Origin of the sequence: Aestuariibaculum sediminum, from assembly GCF_014596945.1 — a bacterium.
Taxonomy (GTDB): domain Bacteria; phylum Bacteroidota; class Bacteroidia; order Flavobacteriales; family Flavobacteriaceae; genus Aestuariibaculum; species Aestuariibaculum sediminum.
On sequence record NZ_JACVXB010000006.1, the window covers coordinates 89,329 to 105,714 of the forward strand.

Annotated in this window: 17 protein-coding genes; 10 read left to right on the forward strand and 7 right to left on the reverse strand. The window is 34.9% G+C overall.

From position 1 onward, the window contains the following. The 3 genes from ICJ83_RS13350 to ICJ83_RS13360 all read right to left on the reverse strand — a co-directional run bounded on the left by ICJ83_RS13350 (position 1) and on the right by ICJ83_RS13360 (position 2,911). Positions 1–1,206 (reverse strand): DUF4350 domain-containing protein, encoded by a 1,206-nt coding sequence (locus tag ICJ83_RS13350; RefSeq protein WP_188230905.1) that lies wholly within the window; start codon positions 1,204–1,206, stop codon positions 1–3. Continuing rightward, positions 1,206–1,841 (reverse strand): hypothetical protein, encoded by a 636-nt coding sequence (locus tag ICJ83_RS13355; RefSeq protein ID WP_188230906.1) that lies wholly within the window; start codon positions 1,839–1,841, stop codon positions 1,206–1,208. The genes ICJ83_RS13350 and ICJ83_RS13355 overlap by 1 nt, the downstream gene beginning before the upstream one ends. An 86-nt stretch (positions 1,842–1,927) precedes the next feature. Continuing rightward, positions 1,928–2,911: a stage II sporulation protein M gene (locus tag ICJ83_RS13360; protein WP_188230907.1), complete on the reverse strand. Its 984-nt coding sequence runs from the start codon at positions 2,909–2,911 to the stop codon at positions 1,928–1,930. Between the two features lie 25 nt (positions 2,912–2,936). On the opposite strand from ICJ83_RS13360, the gene ICJ83_RS13365 reads away from it, so the two are divergent. Both ICJ83_RS13365 and ICJ83_RS13370 read left to right on the forward strand, forming a co-directional pair. Beyond that, positions 2,937–3,656: an RDD family protein gene (locus ICJ83_RS13365; RefSeq protein ID WP_188230908.1), complete on the forward strand. Its 720-nt coding sequence runs from the start codon at positions 2,937–2,939 to the stop codon at positions 3,654–3,656. Beyond that, a complete protein-coding gene (locus ICJ83_RS13370) occupies positions 3,656–4,261 on the forward strand; it encodes a trimeric intracellular cation channel family protein (RefSeq protein ID WP_188230909.1) in 606 nt (201 codons plus the stop codon). Before ICJ83_RS13365 ends, ICJ83_RS13370 begins: the two co-directional genes overlap by 1 nt. Before the next feature lie 104 nt (positions 4,262–4,365). Here ICJ83_RS13370 and ICJ83_RS13375 read toward each other — a convergent pair whose 3' ends face one another. Then, positions 4,366–4,680, reverse strand: a complete 315-nt coding sequence (locus ICJ83_RS13375) for a hypothetical protein (protein ID WP_188230910.1) — start codon at positions 4,678–4,680, stop codon at positions 4,366–4,368. 88 nt (positions 4,681–4,768) lie between these two features. Then, positions 4,769–5,467, reverse strand: coding sequence for a peptidylprolyl isomerase (locus tag ICJ83_RS13380; protein WP_188230911.1), 699 nt, complete (start codon positions 5,465–5,467; stop codon positions 4,769–4,771). Between the two features lie 5 nt (positions 5,468–5,472). On the opposite strand from ICJ83_RS13380, the gene ICJ83_RS13385 reads away from it, so the two are divergent. The 7 genes from ICJ83_RS13385 (at position 5,473) to ICJ83_RS13415 (ending at position 13,838) form a co-directional block, all read left to right on the forward strand. After that, positions 5,473–6,120 (forward strand): NUDIX hydrolase, encoded by a 648-nt coding sequence (locus ICJ83_RS13385; RefSeq protein WP_188230912.1) that lies wholly within the window; start codon positions 5,473–5,475, stop codon positions 6,118–6,120. A gap of 51 nt (positions 6,121–6,171) precedes the next feature. Further along, entirely contained in the window at positions 6,172–6,969 is a 798-nt protein-coding gene (locus tag ICJ83_RS13390) for a lysophospholipid acyltransferase family protein (protein ID WP_188231002.1), read from the forward strand. A gap of 1 nt (position 6,970) precedes the next feature. Continuing rightward, entirely contained in the window at positions 6,971–9,082 is a 2,112-nt protein-coding gene (gene recQ / locus ICJ83_RS13395) for a DNA helicase RecQ (RefSeq protein WP_188230913.1), read from the forward strand. A 70-nt stretch (positions 9,083–9,152) separates the two neighbouring features. Next, positions 9,153–9,719 (forward strand): pentapeptide repeat-containing protein, encoded by a 567-nt coding sequence (locus tag ICJ83_RS13400; protein ID WP_188230914.1) that lies wholly within the window; start codon positions 9,153–9,155, stop codon positions 9,717–9,719. A gap of 126 nt (positions 9,720–9,845) precedes the next feature. Beyond that, a complete protein-coding gene (locus ICJ83_RS13405; protein WP_188230915.1) occupies positions 9,846–10,850 on the forward strand; it encodes a glycoside hydrolase family 43 protein in 1,005 nt (334 codons plus the stop codon). A gap of 83 nt (positions 10,851–10,933) precedes the next feature. Next, positions 10,934–13,261 (forward strand): type IA DNA topoisomerase, encoded by a 2,328-nt coding sequence (locus tag ICJ83_RS13410; protein ID WP_188230916.1) that lies wholly within the window; start codon positions 10,934–10,936, stop codon positions 13,259–13,261. 1 nt (position 13,262) lies between these two features. Continuing rightward, the gene (locus ICJ83_RS13415) at positions 13,263–13,838 is read left to right on the forward strand and encodes a pseudouridine synthase (RefSeq protein WP_188230917.1); all 576 of its coding nucleotides are present in this window, start codon (positions 13,263–13,265) and stop codon (positions 13,836–13,838) included. A 140-nt stretch (positions 13,839–13,978) separates the two neighbouring features. Here ICJ83_RS13415 and ICJ83_RS13420 read toward each other — a convergent pair whose 3' ends face one another. Both ICJ83_RS13420 and ICJ83_RS13425 read right to left on the reverse strand, forming a co-directional pair. After that, on the reverse strand, positions 13,979–14,611 hold the full coding sequence (locus tag ICJ83_RS13420; protein WP_188230918.1) for a hypothetical protein: 633 nt from the start codon (positions 14,609–14,611) through the stop codon (positions 13,979–13,981). 3 nt (positions 14,612–14,614) lie between these two features. After that, on the reverse strand, positions 14,615–15,109 hold the full coding sequence (locus ICJ83_RS13425; protein WP_188230919.1) for an RNA polymerase sigma factor: 495 nt from the start codon (positions 15,107–15,109) through the stop codon (positions 14,615–14,617). Positions 15,110–15,348: 239 nt separating this feature from the next. Here ICJ83_RS13425 and ICJ83_RS13430 point away from each other — a divergent pair, with 239 nt between their 5' ends. After that, on the forward strand, positions 15,349–16,356 hold the full coding sequence (locus tag ICJ83_RS13430; protein ID WP_188230920.1) for a DUF6340 family protein: 1,008 nt from the start codon (positions 15,349–15,351) through the stop codon (positions 16,354–16,356). Positions 16,357–16,386: the final 30 nt, after the last annotated feature.

Genomic DNA, 16,386 nt, shown 5'->3' on the forward strand with positions numbered 1-16,386 from the left:
TTATTTTGCGTAAAAGGCTTCTATAAACCTGTTTAGTTTTATGAGATTTTCTTCAAAAAATTCATTCTTGGTTCTAAGCCAATTAATATAGTTAATAAGGGGCTTTATATCATCTTTTTTCTTACCTGTTTTTAATGCCAATTTTGTAATGAAAGCCTCATCAAGGTTGTCGGTATTAATGTTATAATCGCTTCTTAATTTTTCTAAGAAATAGGTTGTTTTTTTGTCTATAAGGTTTTTATGGTCTTGGGTTTCAAAGTATAAATTAGAAACGGTTTTTACAAAATCTACTGTGGTGTTCTGCAAGGGTTTAATAATTCTTATAACGCGCTGGCGTCTTTTTGCATTAAAAATTATAAAAAGCAGTGTGAAAATTAAAGCAGTGTACCAGGCCCATCGGAAAGCTGTTTGTTCTAAAAACCAACTGAGATTTGATTTTTTTTCAACTTCGCCGTTATAGTTTTTTTGAATTTTAGTGTATGAATCGAAGTATATATCGTCATCGGGTAAGAATGATAAAAGATCTTCAACATACTTGTAGCGGTCTTCCTTTAATAAATGATAATTGGTGAAAACTTTTGGCTCGGTATGAAGAAAAATAGTTCCGTTACCAAAAGGAACCTCAATAAAATTAATGTGTTTATAATCTATTTTTGAATAACCTAATGTTTTGTAATTTAAGCTGTCGGAATTTGTAAAGTAGTTGTCACCAGAATTACGGTCTATTTCAATTTGTTTCAGATGCTTATCTTTAAAAGACAAATACGAGGTGCTGTCTTTTTCATTTATGATATAATCGACATTTAATTTAAGCGTGTCATGTAGCTTTTGAGGAAAATAATAATCTGAAATAAATAATGTATTCCCTTTGTTTACAAAATTTAATAGTTCTTCTACGGAATTGTTTTCTAAATAATCTGAGTGGCCAATTATCACATAGGTACCTTTAGCCACATGGTTTCCAAAGCCATGCTCAGAATTGGCACGTAAGTAACTTAATGGTTGGTGGTAAACAGTCCTGATTTTTTTACCTTTAAATAGTTTAGGTAATTCTTTATAAAATATACTTACACCGTAGGGTTTGTTGCTTTTTTCATTAAAGGATTCTTCCCAGTCTACAACTTTTACTTTGGTTGACCCAGAAAAAACAGCGGCTCCAATAATTAATGCCACCAGAATAATAATTATAGGCCATACTTTTTTCATTATTTAACCAAATTTAAAAGGGTTGTAAAATTGCTTTTGGCTTTTTGGTATTGCTCTAAGTTTACTGAAAATTTACCATACCAGATGTAGTTATATAAATAGGAAGTATAAGCAAAATGATCACTAAGGGGTTTGCTGCTTATTTCGTTTAAATACTCTGAATTGGTTTTATCGTCTTCAAATTTTATATGATTTTTTATACTTAGGTTTTTAAGTACAAGTAAATAGAAATAACGTATGGCCAGCCTGTAATCTTCAAGGTCTTCGGCTTGTTTTATTAATGCATTTATATCTGTATTTTCAATGTTATCTGAATTGATGTCCTGATGATGATTAATTACTCTGTTTTGCTTTTTAGAAAACCAACCAGTGCTACCATCTTTAAATAAAACGTAAACCAGTACGATAATGGCAATCGCTATGGCGAGATAAAAAATATAACGAATAGGCTCGATGTTTAAGTTCAAAAATTCATTATTATTAACTTCTTTTATCTTGGTTTCTTTATCTGTATACTCAACATAATCTCCAGAACCCTCTGGGGTGTTTGTTTCAATATCAATGCCTTCGTAATTGTAAATTTCGCTTTGGTAACGCTGTTTGAATTCCTTGTCGAACTTACGAGGTCCTTGCATTTCTATTGTGTCATGGACTTGAATGTCTGTTCGATTACAACCAAGTAATACAAAAAAGCAATAAAGGGTATGGATAGAAATTATTTTCAAGGGGTTTCAGGTGCTGGGTTTTGAGTGATTTTTTTCTGTACTATAAAAGGGTAAATTAAATAATAATACGTTATTATACTTAAAGTTATTATTATAATACTTACCGATAACCAGTGTGGCATGATATTAGAATACCGGGTAATAAAACCTTCAAGAAATCCAGCCGAGAGAGTAAAAGGAAAGGTACTTATTAAGATTTTTACTCCTGTTTTGGCACCTTGCTTAAATGAGGTCATTCTAGAAAAAGTTGCCGGAAATAAAATACTGGCACCAAGTATTAAACCAGCAGCGGCTTCAATAACAATGGCAAAGATTTCCATTGCACCATGAATCCAGATACCACGAACGCTTTCCCAAAACACGCCTTTTTCATAAAAGAAATACTGAAATGAACCTAACATGATACAGTTTTTAAATAGAATATATAGGGTACCAATACCTCCAAATACGCCCAAAATAAAAGCTATAATACCAACTTTTAAATTGTTAATGGTAATACCTATAAAACTTCCCCAGTTACTGCCACTTTTATAAACGGCCACTGGGTCTCCGGCTTCAATGTTTTCAATAGACATATCAACATAATTGTCTCCTAAAATAGAACGAACAAACTCCCCGTCGTTAGCAGCCGAAATCGCACCAATAAATACAAACGAAAAGAAAATAATAAATGCGACGTAAATAAATTTTCGGTATTGGTAGCAAATAAGTGGTACTTCAGTTTTCCAGAAACTTATTAGTCTGTTGGTGTCTTCGCGTTTTGTTTTATATATTTTTTGAAAAGCTTTCGCTGCAAGCTGGTTTAGATAAACAATTACCTTACTTTTGGGGTAATAAGTTTGTGCATAAGCTAAATCGTTAATGACTTGTATATATTGTGAAGCCAGCTCATCGGCATCTTTAAAATCATTATTAAAGATGGCTTTTTCAAAAGCTAACCATTTTTCTTTATTTTGCTTGATGAATGAAACTTCTCTCATATAAAAAGATAAAATAAAATATAAAATGTCAGAGTTACAAATTAACACGACTCAAAATGTGAAAATTAATTTTAGAGCGGCTGGTGCGGGAGAACGTCTCGTGGCTTTTTTAATTGACTGGGCCATTAAAGTAGGTTACATTATTTGTTTAGATCTTGTTTTTGATGCTTTTGAAAATATGGATCAGTGGTCTCAAATAGCAGTTAATACTGTGTTAAGTTTCCCGGTTATGTTTTATACATTGGTATTGGAATCTACTCTACAAGGGCAAACCGTTGGAAAAATGGCATTAAAAATAAAAGTCGTAAAAATAGATGGGTATCAGGCGTCGCTTTCAGATTATGTGGTGCGTTGGTTTTTTAGAATTGTTGATGTTTTTATTTTTGGATTAGGTTTTTTTGTAATGATTTTGAATAAAAAAACGCAACGTTTGGGTGATATGGCCGCAGGAACAGCAGTGATTAATCTGAAGGAAAATGTAAATATTAATCACACGATATTAGAAGAGCTTAAAGAAGATTATGTGCCAACTTATCCTAATGTGATAAGATTATCAGATAACGATGCTCGAATTATCAAAGAAACTTTTACACAGGCCAAAGCGGCGAGAGACTATCAAACCTTAATTCGATTACGAAAAAAACTGATTGAAGTAGTGGGTATAAAAGACGTAAAACAAAAAACCGATATGGAGTTTATTGATGTGATTTTAAAAGACTATAATTTTTATACCCAGAATATGTAATGCTATACATTATTGACATTTTAGGAACTATTGCTTTTGCCATTTCGGGAGCCTTAGTGGCGTTCGATAAGCGTATGGATGTGTTCGGCATTTTTATAATAGCTTTTGTAACTTCGGTAGGAGGAGGAACACTTCGAGATTTACTCATTGGATATACACCTGTAGGATGGATGAACGATCTTACTTATACTTATGTGATTATTGCTTCAACTGTATTCGCCATTGGTTTTAGAAGTAAGCTCGATTATTTAAGAACATCACTTTTGTTATTCGACGCTATTGGTATTGGATTGTATACCCTTATCGGACTTCAAAAAGGTGTAGAGTTAGATTTGCATCCCTTTATTTGTATTGCCTTAGGAACTATGACTGCCTGTTTTGGGGGAGTAATTCGCGATATTTTGTGCAATGAAATTCCTGTGGTTTTTCGGCGCGAAACCATATACGCTACATGCTGTATTTTAGGAGGGGTAGTTTATTTTGCACTGGGCGCTTTGCCTCTCGGTGAAAATGTTGTATTTATTACTTCGGGAGTAGTTATTATAGCTTCTCGTTTACTTGCTGTTCGTTTTAAAATTGCATTGCCTAATATTTATAAAGATTAAATTTTTATTGTTTTCAGATATTATAACCTTAATACAATCTTCTAATTCACAATTTGTTTTGATTTCATGTTGTTTGCTAATGAGATGAAAAAGGTGAGCATGGTTTAAACATAAGGTACATCTACTTTAACGTCACCCTTGCCTGAGGAAAAGGAGATATTTAGAAAAATTGTTCTTTCTTTGTTTGAATTAGAATTCATGGTGTCGAATTCATCGATTTCGATATAGGTTTTCAAGCTCGCATATAATGTGTCTATTTTTTGCTCTTCAATTTCAATTTTCAAGGAGATTGAAATATCTGAGAATTGTTTTATATCAACAATATCCCCTGAAATACTTATAATATGATTTATTTTGTCTAACGCAATAAATTTACTTGCCTTGCAATATCCTTTCCAGAAAATAAATTTCTTCGCCATCTTTTTTAATTGAAAATTAAATATTGCAAACTACAGGTGTAGATATTTGCTTTTTAAGCATAAAGATAAATCAAAGTTTTGATGAAAACTACTCAATAATCTCAACGTTTCGAATATAAACATTTTTTACAGGCCAGTCGCCCTCTTCTGTTTCAACGGCCGCAATTTTGTCAACCACATCCATGCCCTTGATTACGCGTCCAAAAATGGAATAATCACCATCTAAAAAGTGAGAGCCGCCATGTTGCTGAACAATAAAAAATTCATAAGGCGAGGCCAGTTTGTGGGGGTTGTCAATTTCACTACTAGGCATCGATATAACACCGCGGTCGTGCTTGAATCCACGTTTGGTATCGGCAGGTAATAAATAGCGCCCTATATGGGCACGCTTTCGGCCTGTTTCCATGTCGTCGCCACTACCAGCCTGAACCATAAAGTTGTTTATTACACGATAAAATTGTGTGCCATTAAAATATTTTTGCTTGGTTAAAAAAATAAAATTGGCACGGTGGTATTTGGTTTCCTCAAAAAGTAAAATGTCTATATCTCCAAAGTCTGTAGTAATACGAACCTTATTTTCAGGATTTTCTTTTTCAAATTTTAAAAAGAAATCCATAGCGTTTTTATCATTCAGTTTTGGGTATTTTCTTTTTTTAGGAATAACGGTTTTTACTTTTTCTTTTACGGTTTCGGTCTTTGGTTCTTCGATCTTATTTTTCTGTTTAGATTGTTTATCTTCACAATTTAGAAATAAACAAGAAATACATAAAAATAAAATAAAGCGCATAGCGAATGAATTTTGATGAGTTTTTATTAGTCGCTTCAAAAATAAAAAATATACCACTACCAGCCGAATCCTCGCAGTTTAAAATGGTGCCTTCATTTCGTCATGAAGAATTACGGAGACAAAAAGACGCTGTAAAACAAGCAAAACAGGCAGGGGTAATGGCTTTATTTTATCCTAAAGCTAATAATAAAACACATATTATCTTAATACTTAGAAAAACCTATAAAGGAGTGCATTCAGCGCAGGTGGGGTTTCCGGGAGGGAAGCTGGAGCCTGAAGACGATTCTATCGAGGCTGCTGCCGTACGTGAAACTTTTGAAGAAGTTGGAGTACCCATGCATGATATTAAGGTAGTGCGTGAATTAAGTAAAGTATATATTCCGCCAAGTAATTTTTATGTGTTTCCATTTTTTGGATACTGCAAGTGGCCTCCTAAATTTATAAAGCAAGATAGCGAAGTCGAGCGCCTTATTGAGGTGCCTCTTTCGGAATTTTTGGATGATAATAATGTAATCACTAATGTCGTAAAAGCCTCTTATAGCGCAGAGGTTGAAGTTCCAGCTTTCAAGTTAAACGAATATGTAGTTTGGGGAGCTACTGCTATGATGCTCAGTGAAATAAAAGACTTGTTAAAAACGGCGATGCTAGTTTAATAGTTTTATTACTTTTGTAGCAGCTAACTAATTTATTTGAGGCACGATTTTATGGGGTTGTTTAAGAAAAATCCGTTCGGACATATACTTATTATAAAAAAATGGTTAATACGCGTGTTAGGTGCTATGACGCATCGACGCTTTCGCGGATTTAATGAACTACAGATAGAAGGCTCTGAAGTCATTAAAAACTTACCAGATACCAACGTGTTGTTTATTTCTAATCATCAAACATATTTTGCCGATGTGGTAGCTATGTTTCATGTGTTTAATGCCAGTTTAAGCGGGCGTGAGGACTCAATAAAAAATGTTGGTTACCTATGGAACCCAAAGCTTAACATTTATTATGTAGCAGCTAAAGAAACCATGAAAGCAGGTTTATTGCCCAAAATACTGGCTTATGTGGGATCGATTAGTATTGAACGAACCTGGCGTGCCGATGGTAAAGATGTTAATCGCCAAGTAAGAATGAGCGATATTTCAAATATTGGAAAGGCACTAGATGATGGTTGGGTAATTACTTTTCCGCAAGGTACAACAACGCCGTTTAAACCTATTCGCAAAGGTACAGCACATATTATAAAACGATATAAGCCCATTGTGGTTCCTATTGTTATAGATGGTTTTAGGCGTTCGTTTGATAAAAAGGGGCTTCGCGTTAAGAAGAAAAATATTCTTCAATCTATGGAAATTAAAGCGCCTTTAGAAATTGATTACGATAACGAAACAACGGATGATATCGTAAAAAAAATTGAATTTGCTATTGAACAGCATCCATCGTTCCTAAAAGTTATTCCTCAAAAAGAATTAGAAGCTCAGGAAGAATTAAATAAACTTAGGGAGTGGTAAAATGCAATTACCAGATATTCAAAAAGACTTATACGCAAACTTAAAAACCTATTTTGGTTACGATAGTTACAGGGCGCAGCAAAAGGATATTGTAGAGACGCTTCTCGGCAAAAAAGATTGTCTGGTTATCATGCCAACAGGAGGAGGGAAATCTATTTGCTTTCAACTACCCGCATTAACTTTTAAGGGGTTAACTTTAGTGATATCACCTTTAATAGCTTTAATGAAAGATCAGGTAGATGGTTTAAACGCTAACGGGATTGCTGCTTCATTTTTTAATAGTAGTCAGGGGCATGCCGAACAACAGCAAATTATTGACCAGATTGTAACCAAAAAACTAAAACTTCTGTATGTGGCACCCGAAAGCTTGTCGGGTTTACAAAATATTTTAAAAGAAACATATATTAGTTGTGTGGCTATAGATGAGGCACACTGTATTTCCTCTTGGGGGCATGATTTTAGGCCTAGTTATCAGCAGTTAGGTTTTTTAAAGTCCACATTACCCAATACACCATTTATTGCTTTAACGGCAACAGCCGATAAGGCGACCCGAGATGATATATTAAAACAACTTCAAATAGAAAATGCCGAGCAATTTATTTCATCTTTCGATCGTAAAAATATTGCTCTTGAAGTACGCTCAGGGAGTAACCGCATATCACAAATTGTCTCGTTTATAAAAAAACGTCCCAATCAATCGGGAATTATTTATTGCTTAAGTCGAAAAGCTACAGAGCAACTGGCAGATAAACTTAAAAAAAATGGTATCTCTGCCAAAGCGTATCATGCTGGTTTAAATTTTGAGGAACGTAATAAAGTTCAGGAGGATTTCATTTTTGATAAAACGCCTATTGTGTGTGCGACCGTGGCGTTTGGTATGGGTATCGATAAATCCAATGTACGCTGGGTTATTCACTATAATATGCCTAAAAACATTGAAGGCTATTATCAGGAAATTGGACGCGCCGGTCGCGATGGATTAAAATCCCAGGCCTTACTTTTTCATAGTTATGCCGATGTAATTCAGCTTAGAAATTTTGCAAACGGAACATCTAATGAAGAGGTTCAGGTTGCTAAAATTGAACGCATGAAGCAATTTGCCGAAGCAACCACCTGCCGAAGAAAAATACTGTTGAGTTATTTTGGAGAGTTACTTGCTGAAAATTGCGGCAATTGTGATGTTTGTAAAAATCCTCCACAATTTTTTGATGGGACAATAATCGCCCAAAAAGCCTTGTCAGCCATTTATAGATTAAACGAAAGGGAAGCTGCGGGTATGGTAATAGATGTGCTTCGTGGATCGCAAAATGCAAACATTCTTGACAAGGGATATACCCAGATAAAAACCTTTGGAATTGGTAAGGATATCTCATGGAAAGATTGGCAACACTTCATTGTTCAACTAATAAATCAGGGATATTGCGAAATTGCTTTTCATAAAAATAATGCCTTGCAGCTAACCGAATTTTCGAAAAAGGTTTTATTCCAAGGTGCCAAAGTATTATTAACTAAACCTGTTGATGTTGTCGAGGTTAAAACTTCCGAAAAGGAAAAAAGAGTAAAATCAACAAAGAGTTCAGGGTTATTTGAACGTTTACGTCAATTACGTTACCGTATTGCTTTAGAAGAAAATATTCCGGCATATCTTGTGTTTAGTGATGCTACACTTAAAGAGATTGAGCGCGAACGCCCTATGAGTGAAGATGATTTTATAAAAATTAATGGAGTAGGACAGCGAAAATTAGAGGTTTATGGCGATGAGTTTATAGCTGAGATTCTGGATTTTGTTGGTACAAAACGAAAAAAAGCAAAAAAAACCGATACGCATTTAGTGACTTACGAATTGTATAAACAGGGGTTGTCTATTAATGAGATTTCTGAAAAACGTCAACTAAAATCACAGACCATCTATTCGCATATAGCTAAGCTTTATAAAGATGGTAAAGCAATTAATATTTACGATTTTGTAACGAAAAGTGAAGTAGCTGCAGTTAAAAAGGCTAGAAAGGAATTAGAAGCCCCAGCTGCTTTAAAACCGTATTTCGATTATTTTAATGAACAAATGGACTATTTTAAAATCCGTCTGGCCTTAAGTGTAGTTGAAAAGGAGTAGTGTTTAGTATAAAGTTAAGATAACCTAATTTTACCGTCTGAAACTAAGGTTTTTAATCAAATTGCGCAATATGATTATAGTTGAAGACGAAATATTCGAAAAACAGGATTTTTCAAAAAAAAGGCTTCCAAAAGGAGACTATGAATATTGTACATTCATAAACTGCAATTTTGCTGAAGGACTGCTCTCTGAAGTTAAATTTTTAGAATGTGATTTTGAAGACTGTAATTTGAGTGCTGCAAATGTAATGCATAGTAGTTTTCAGGATGTTAATTTTAAAAATTGTAAAATGTTAGGCGTCCACTTTAATAATTGTAATTTATTTGGTTTTGCTGTAAAGTTGAATAATTGCAATTTAGAGAATGCTTCATTTTATCAAGTAAATTTACAAAACAGCGAGATAATTGCTACTAAATGTCTACATGCCGATTTTACTGAAGCAAACTTAAGCGGTATGAATTTAGATGGCTGTGAGTTCCTACGTGCCACCTTTCAGTATTCAATTTTAAATAAAACCGATTTCCGAAAGGCTCGCGGCTACAATATCAATCTAGAACAAAATAAGATTAAAGGCGCTTTGTTTGCGTTAGAAGGTGTTTCAGGTCTACTTACGACGTATCAAATAATAATAGAGTAATAAGTACATGATTTTTTGATAGTTTATAGTAGGGTTGAGGTGTTTAATACAATTAATTTAAAAGGATATATTGCTATTTATTCTTTAAAGTGTTAAATTGCCACTTATTATGTTAGCTAAATAGATATGAACTTTTTTAAGATTTTACTTTTTTTACTAGGAACAACTTTAATCTCAAATAAAAGCCTGGCGCAAAACGAGCAATTCGATAACCCAATAGCCGAAAAAAGAGCTGATCCATGGGTGTTAAAATCCGACGATGGTATATACTACTTAATAGCAACAGTCCCTGAATATGATAAAATAGTAATCAGACAAGCCAAAACGATAAATGGCCTAAAAGAAGCTAAAGAGAAAGTGGTTTGGACCAAACACAAATCTGGTGTTATGGGGCATCATATTTGGGCACCTGAACTGCACAAAATTGAAGGTGTTTGGTATATTTATTTTGCTGCTGGTGAAGCCGAAAATATATGGAATATTAGAATGTGGGCGCTTTCAAATACTCATGAAGATCCAATGAAGGGAACTTGGAAAGAAGAAGGTAAGGTAAAAGCGAAACAAGAATCATTTTCTTTAGATGCAACAACATTCGAGCATAATGGAAAACGTTACATGATTTGGGCACAAAATGTTTTGGGAGGCAACCATGGGACAGGTTTAGTTATGTCGGAAATGGCAAGCCCAACCACATTAAAAGGCCCTGAAGTTATATTAACAACTCCAGAATTTAGTTGGGAACGCATAAAATATAATGTTAATGAAGGACCTGCGGTTATTAAACATAATGGAAGAATTTTCGTAACCTATTCGGCGAGTGCTACTAATCATAACTATTGTGTGGGCTTACTCTGGATTGATGCGGATAAAGATTTATTAGACGTTTCGAACTGGAACAAATCACCAGGTCCAGTATTTTATACTAACGAAGATTTGAAACGGTATGGTCCGGGGCATAATTCATTTACCACTTCCGAGGATGGTAAAGATTTAATTATGATTTATCATGCTCGTGATTATAAGGAAATTATCGGTCATGAGTTATCCGATCCTAACCGCGCAACCAGAGCCAGGGTGGTGAAATGGACGCCTGGCGGGTTTCCAGATTTTATGCAAAATGTAGGGGATTAATTTCGGTTAATAACTCCTAATAAGTCTTCTTCAATAAAAAAATCAAAAGTATTATTTTGCAGACGCTTATTTAGAGTTGAAAAATGAAAGTCTGTATAGCCGAAAAACCAAGTGTGGCGAGAGAAATTGCCAACGTTTTAGGAGCGAAAACCAAGCACGATGGGTATTTCGAAGGTAACGGTTATGCCGTAACCTACACGTTCGGGCATTTATGTACTTTAAAAGAACCCAACGATTACAAACCGTACTGGAAAAGCTGGGATTTAAATAACTTACCCATGCTGCCTGAAAAGTTTGAAACGAAGGTGGTTGCTAATTCGGGTATTCAAAAGCAATTTAAAATTGTAAAAAGCCTTTTTGAAAAAGCCGATGTGGTGATTAACTGCGGTGATGCTGGTCAGGAGGGAGAACTCATTCAGCGTTGGGTGCTGAACGAAGCTAATTATAAAGGCGAAGTGAAGCGATTATGGATTTCGTCCTTAACAACAGAAGCCATAAAAGAAGGTTTTGAAAATTTAAAACCTTCAGAGAAATACGATAATCTTTATTATGCAGGATTTTCACGAGCCATAGGCGACTGGTTGCTTGGTATGAATGCTACGCGTTTATATACTTTAAAGCATGGTGGTTACAAACAAGTGCTGTCTATAGGTAGGGTGCAAACGCCTACTTTAGCTATGGTTGTTAATCGTTTTAAGGAGATTGAAAATTTTAAGCCTCAACCTTATTGGGAGTTACAAACTATGTATCGCGATACTTTGTTTAGCTGCGAAGAAGGTCGTTTCTTAAAAAAGGAAGATGGCGAGGTTTTAGCGAATAGAGTTAAGGAAAGTGATTTCGAAATTGTTTCTATTGAAAAGAAAGACGGAAAGGAATACGCGCCCAAATTATTCGATTTAACGGGACTTCAGGTGTATTGCAACAATAAGTTTGGTTTTTCGGCCGAAGAAACCTTAAAGATTGTCCAGAGTTTGTACGAACAAAAAGTCGTTACTTACCCTAGGGTAGATACCACTTTTTTACCCAATGATGTTTATCCAAAAGTAGAAGGTATATTAAAAAATTTAACCCAATACGCCGCTTTAACACAACCTCTTTTAGGAAAGAAAATAAAGAAGTCAAGCAAGGTGTTTAACGATAAAAAAGTCACCGATCATCATGCCATTATTCCAACAGGAATTCAGTCACAGCTACCATACGCACAAAAACAGGTTTACGATATTATTGTAAAACGCTTTATTGCTGTATTCTACGACGATTGTCTTGTTGCTAATACTTCGGTTATTGGTGAAGCCGATAAAGTTTCCTTTAAAACAACCGGAAAAGAAATTATTAAGAAAGGGTGGCGAGTAGTTTTTGAAAATCCAGATAAGAAGGAAAAAGAATCCGATATTTTACCAAGTTTTGAAAAGGGAGAAAAAGGCCCTCATGAACCATCCTTTTTAGAGAAGGAAACCAAACCACCGAATCAATATACCGAAGCGTCTTTACTACGAGCCATGGAGACGGCGGGCAAACACGTAGACAACGAAGATTTACGTGAATTAATGAAAGAAAATGGTATTGGCCGACCATCAACGCGAGCTAATATTATCGAGACCTTGTTTAAACGTAAGTACATTAAACGAAATAAAAAACAGGTTTTACCAACGGTAACAGGTATCCAGTTAATTGATACAATACAAAATGATTTATTAAAATCGGCTGAGCTTACTGGAAGTTGGGAGAAGCAGCTAAAGGATATAGAAAAAGGAGAGTTTAGCGCCGGTGCATTTATAAAAAACATGAAACGCATGGTAGATGCCTTGGTTTACGAGGTACGAAGCGAAACGCGTCGAGCTAACATTTCGCATGCTGTAACAGTTAAAAAGCGTGAAGCAAAAGCCCAAAAAAAGAAGAACGCTGGAATTTCGGCAGAGGTATGCCCAAAATGTAAAAAAGGACATATTTTAAAGGGTAAATCGGCATATGGATGCAGTGCTTATAAATCGGGATGTAATTTTGTGATGCCATTTATATTTAGTGGGAAGAAAATTTCTGAAAAACAATTTATACGTTTAATTCAAAAAGGCTGTACGGTAAATTTAAAAGGTTTTAAAACCGATGCGGGAACGGTTGAAGGTTTAGTACGATTAGATGAGAATTTTAAATTGAAACTTGAACCGAAGGTTAAAAAGGATACACCCTCTAAAACCGATAAAAGTACTTCTGAGAAAACTTCGAATGGAGATGCTCTTCTTTGTCCAAAATGTAATTCAGGTACTATTGTAAAAGGTAAAACAGCTTATGGTTGCAGCGCCTACAATTCGGGTTGCGATTTTATGATGACTTTTGAGGCTGTTAAAGCCAAAATAAATGGACAAACACCATCGAAAGAATTGGTTTATCGCATTTTAAAAGAAAGTCTTTAAAATGGAACATAAACATTTTATGATTTACAAGCCTTACGGGTTTTTAAGTCAGTTTTATAGTAACGACAGCAAACAACAAAAGAAAAAATTTCTTGGTAGTTTATATGATTTTCCCGAAGGTATTATGGCCGTTGGTCGTTTGGATGAAAAATCGGAAGGGTTGTTGTTGCTTACCACCGATGGTAAAACCAGTGATTTTGTAAATAGTAAAAAGGTAGATAAGGAATATTATGCGTTGGTTGATGGAGCGATAACTGAAGACGCCATAAAACAAATGTCAGAAGGGGTAGAAATTGGTTTTAACGGTAAAAAATATCAAACCAAACCATGCAAAGTCTTCAAATTAGAACAGGTTCCCGACTTACCAGTACGCTCGAAAAAAATAAGAGATGCGCGTCATGGTCCAACTACCTGGATTTCGGTAACTTTAAACGAAGGCAAGTTTAGGCAGGTTCGTAAAATGACTTCAGCGGTGGGGTTTCCTACCTTACGTTTAGTGCGAGTTAGAGTAGGCGATAAGCACCTTGGAACTATGCAGGTTGGGCAAGTGAAGCCGTTAGACACATTAGGGTTTTAACCAAAAGATAGAAATTCGAAAGACCAAGACATGCGTTAGGGATTGAAACGGCATCCTTTTTGAAATGCTAGCTGAGCATACCGAAAACATATAGTGGAACGTCCGACCCGAAATAAGGTGAAGGGGGAACGCCATCCAGACTATACCTCTAGTTTTTTCAGTTCTTTGTAATTGTTATTCAAGCGTTTTAATAAAAGCCCGTAAATTAATTTATAAAATAACCAAAGTATTACGATAAACCCAATGGTGAATAAGACCACAATCATTGATGTAACTATAAGTTGTTTGGTACTAAAATGAGCAAATTTGTCGGTAAGTTCCGGGTCGTGAGTAAAGGCATAATAGAAACCTCCCAAAAGCGATGTACCAGCAACAATTAGGTTATATGCTACGTAATATTTAATGACTTTCCGGGTGTTTATAATGCTTTTTATTAAACCTCGAACAGAATCCATAATCGATATTGATCGATACGATCGATATAGTAAATAGATGAAGACGGCAATGACTACATAGCTTAAATACGTGAGGAAATTAAAAAATGAGTCGTTCAAAAAATTGTCCATTTTTTGATTGAATTCCTCTGAAAAAGACACAGGTACAATCGTGTTAATAATGATCCAAAAGGCCAGTTCGGCAACACTTATATAAAACAGAGTTTTTACAATTGATGACGATTTTTTAAGCAGCATAGGGTATATTTCCTTTGCCGATAATGTATTGTGACTCGACTGACGTTTCCAGTCTTTTTTTAGTAAATCTAATTCATCCATGGTTTACGGATTTAATATGGTTTTAAGTTTGGTTTTAATTCGGTTCATCTTCACACGTGCATTTACCTCGCTAATTCCTAAAGTTTCACTTATTTCTCGATAGTCTTTGTCTTCTAAATACAAAAACACAAGTGCTTTTTCTATATCGTTAAGCTGATGCACAGCTTTGTATAAAATTTTTAATTGTTGTTCTTCGGTATCATCATAAGCCTCAGATTTTATTTTATATTCTACGCCATTAAAGTCTTGCGTATTAATGGTTCGTTTCGATTTTCGGTAAAGTGTAATAGCTGTGTTTAGGCTTACGCGATACATCCAGGTACTAAACTTGGAATCGCCACGAAATTTAGGGTAGGCTTTCCAGAGTTGAATGGTAATTTCCTGAAACAAATCGTTATGGGCATCGTAATTATTGGTGTACAATCGGCATACTTTATGTACAATATTTTGATGCTTTTCTAGCAATTCAACAAAACTATGTTCTAGTTCTTTTTTCAATTTGATGGTTTAGTTAATTGTAAGTAGCCAAATGTTTTAAAACGTTACAATGTTAAAAAAAATATTTTTTTAAGGATTAATTAAATTAAACTTAAATAGTATGTTTAATGGTATTAATTGATGAATTTTATTTAGTAAAACGAAAGAATATTAGTAATATAGCACACCTAACAATCAATGAGTTAAAACATAAATGGCATGTTTCTTGTTTTAATCTCAAAAATTAAAACCCTAACATCATGAAAAATATCTACTTTTTAGTTGTTGTAATTGTTATGCTTAGTTTGTTGTCCTGCGGAAGTTCGGGATACGTTCATTTAAATTATCCGCAAGAACCCATTGTAATGCTTCCTGAAAATGTATCGAATGTAGTTTTAGTAAACCGTTCTCTAACCAAGGAAGAGGATAAAAATGCACAAACCATGGAGGCCATAACAACCGGTGAAATTATGGGATCGGACCGAATAGCTTCCGATGAAGCGATGAAAGGTGTTTTTGATGGTATTCATAATAAAAGCCATATACAAATAATAATGCCGGATACATTACGTCTATATGGTACTGGAACTAGAGCTACACCAGATTTGTTAAGCTGGAATAAGGTATCTGAAATATGTGAATCATCAAATGCCGATGTGTTACTGGTTTTAGAAAATTTCGATTCTAATTCCGACTTAATTCGTTCGGCGGTTGTCGATCAAGTAAATTCGGTAATCACAACGGGAAAACCAAGTAACAGGATACCTACCGGTGCTCGTGTTAATGTAAAAAGCTACTGGCGTTTATATGATCCCTATAGTAAATCTATTATCGATCAATTCCAGCAAACCCATTATATGAATTTCGATTTAGTGAATGGCATTCCTCCAATAAATGCTTTGGGAGAAACTGCTTATGCGGCTGGATTAGATTATATCAACCGATTTTTACCGAGTTATTACCGTGTAAAACGCGATATGTATAAAAAAGGTAAAGGTCGAGAAAAAAACATGTTTGCTGCTGGATGGCGCTCGGCAGAGGTAGCAAAATGGAATGAGGCTATTTCCATTTGGAAAGATCTTATTAATGCTAACCCCAGAAGTAAATCGGCTGGAAGAGCTGCTCATAATATTGCAGTTTCTTACGAGGTTTTAGGAGATACCGATATGGCGTTGCAATGGGCCCAACGTGCCTACCGAGACTATGGTGATAAAGTAAGTCGAAATTATGCAAAAATTCTACTTAGGAGACAGCGTGTAGAGCTCTAACGTTAAGCGATTTTCGTTTCGTATACATGA

Bases quoted from the DNA above. Each gene is read 5' to 3' on its own strand.
- ICJ83_RS13355 (WP_188230906.1), bottom strand. From the start codon at position 1,841: ATGCAAGGACCTCGTAAGTTCGACAAGGAATTCAAACAGCGTTACCAA.
- ICJ83_RS13410 (WP_188230916.1), top strand. From the start codon at position 10,934: ATGAAAGTCTGTATAGCCGAAAAACCAAGTGTGGCGAGAGAAATTGCC.
- ICJ83_RS13365 (WP_188230908.1), top strand. From the start codon at position 2,937: ATGTCAGAGTTACAAATTAACACGACTCAAAATGTGAAAATTAATTTT.
- ICJ83_RS13385 (WP_188230912.1), top strand. From the start codon at position 5,473: ATGAATTTTGATGAGTTTTTATTAGTCGCTTCAAAAATAAAAAATATA.
- ICJ83_RS13390 (WP_188231002.1), top strand. From the start codon at position 6,172: ATGGGGTTGTTTAAGAAAAATCCGTTCGGACATATACTTATTATAAAA.
- ICJ83_RS13380 (WP_188230911.1), bottom strand. From the start codon at position 5,467: ATGCGCTTTATTTTATTTTTATGTATTTCTTGTTTATTTCTAAATTGT.
- ICJ83_RS13430 (WP_188230920.1), top strand. From the start codon at position 15,349: ATGAAAAATATCTACTTTTTAGTTGTTGTAATTGTTATGCTTAGTTTG.
- ICJ83_RS13350 (WP_188230905.1), bottom strand. From the start codon at position 1,206: ATGAAAAAAGTATGGCCTATAATTATTATTCTGGTGGCATTAATTATT.
- ICJ83_RS13415 (WP_188230917.1), top strand. From the start codon at position 13,263: ATGGAACATAAACATTTTATGATTTACAAGCCTTACGGGTTTTTAAGT.
- ICJ83_RS13420 (WP_188230918.1), bottom strand. From the start codon at position 14,611: ATGGATGAATTAGATTTACTAAAAAAAGACTGGAAACGTCAGTCGAGT.
- recQ (WP_188230913.1), top strand. From the start codon at position 6,971: ATGCAATTACCAGATATTCAAAAAGACTTATACGCAAACTTAAAAACC.
- ICJ83_RS13405 (WP_188230915.1), top strand. From the start codon at position 9,846: ATGAACTTTTTTAAGATTTTACTTTTTTTACTAGGAACAACTTTAATC.
- ICJ83_RS13360 (WP_188230907.1), bottom strand. From the start codon at position 2,911: ATGAGAGAAGTTTCATTCATCAAGCAAAATAAAGAAAAATGGTTAGCT.
- ICJ83_RS13400 (WP_188230914.1), top strand. From the start codon at position 9,153: ATGATTATAGTTGAAGACGAAATATTCGAAAAACAGGATTTTTCAAAA.
- ICJ83_RS13370 (WP_188230909.1), top strand. From the start codon at position 3,656: ATGCTATACATTATTGACATTTTAGGAACTATTGCTTTTGCCATTTCG.
- ICJ83_RS13375 (WP_188230910.1), bottom strand. From the start codon at position 4,680: ATGGCGAAGAAATTTATTTTCTGGAAAGGATATTGCAAGGCAAGTAAA.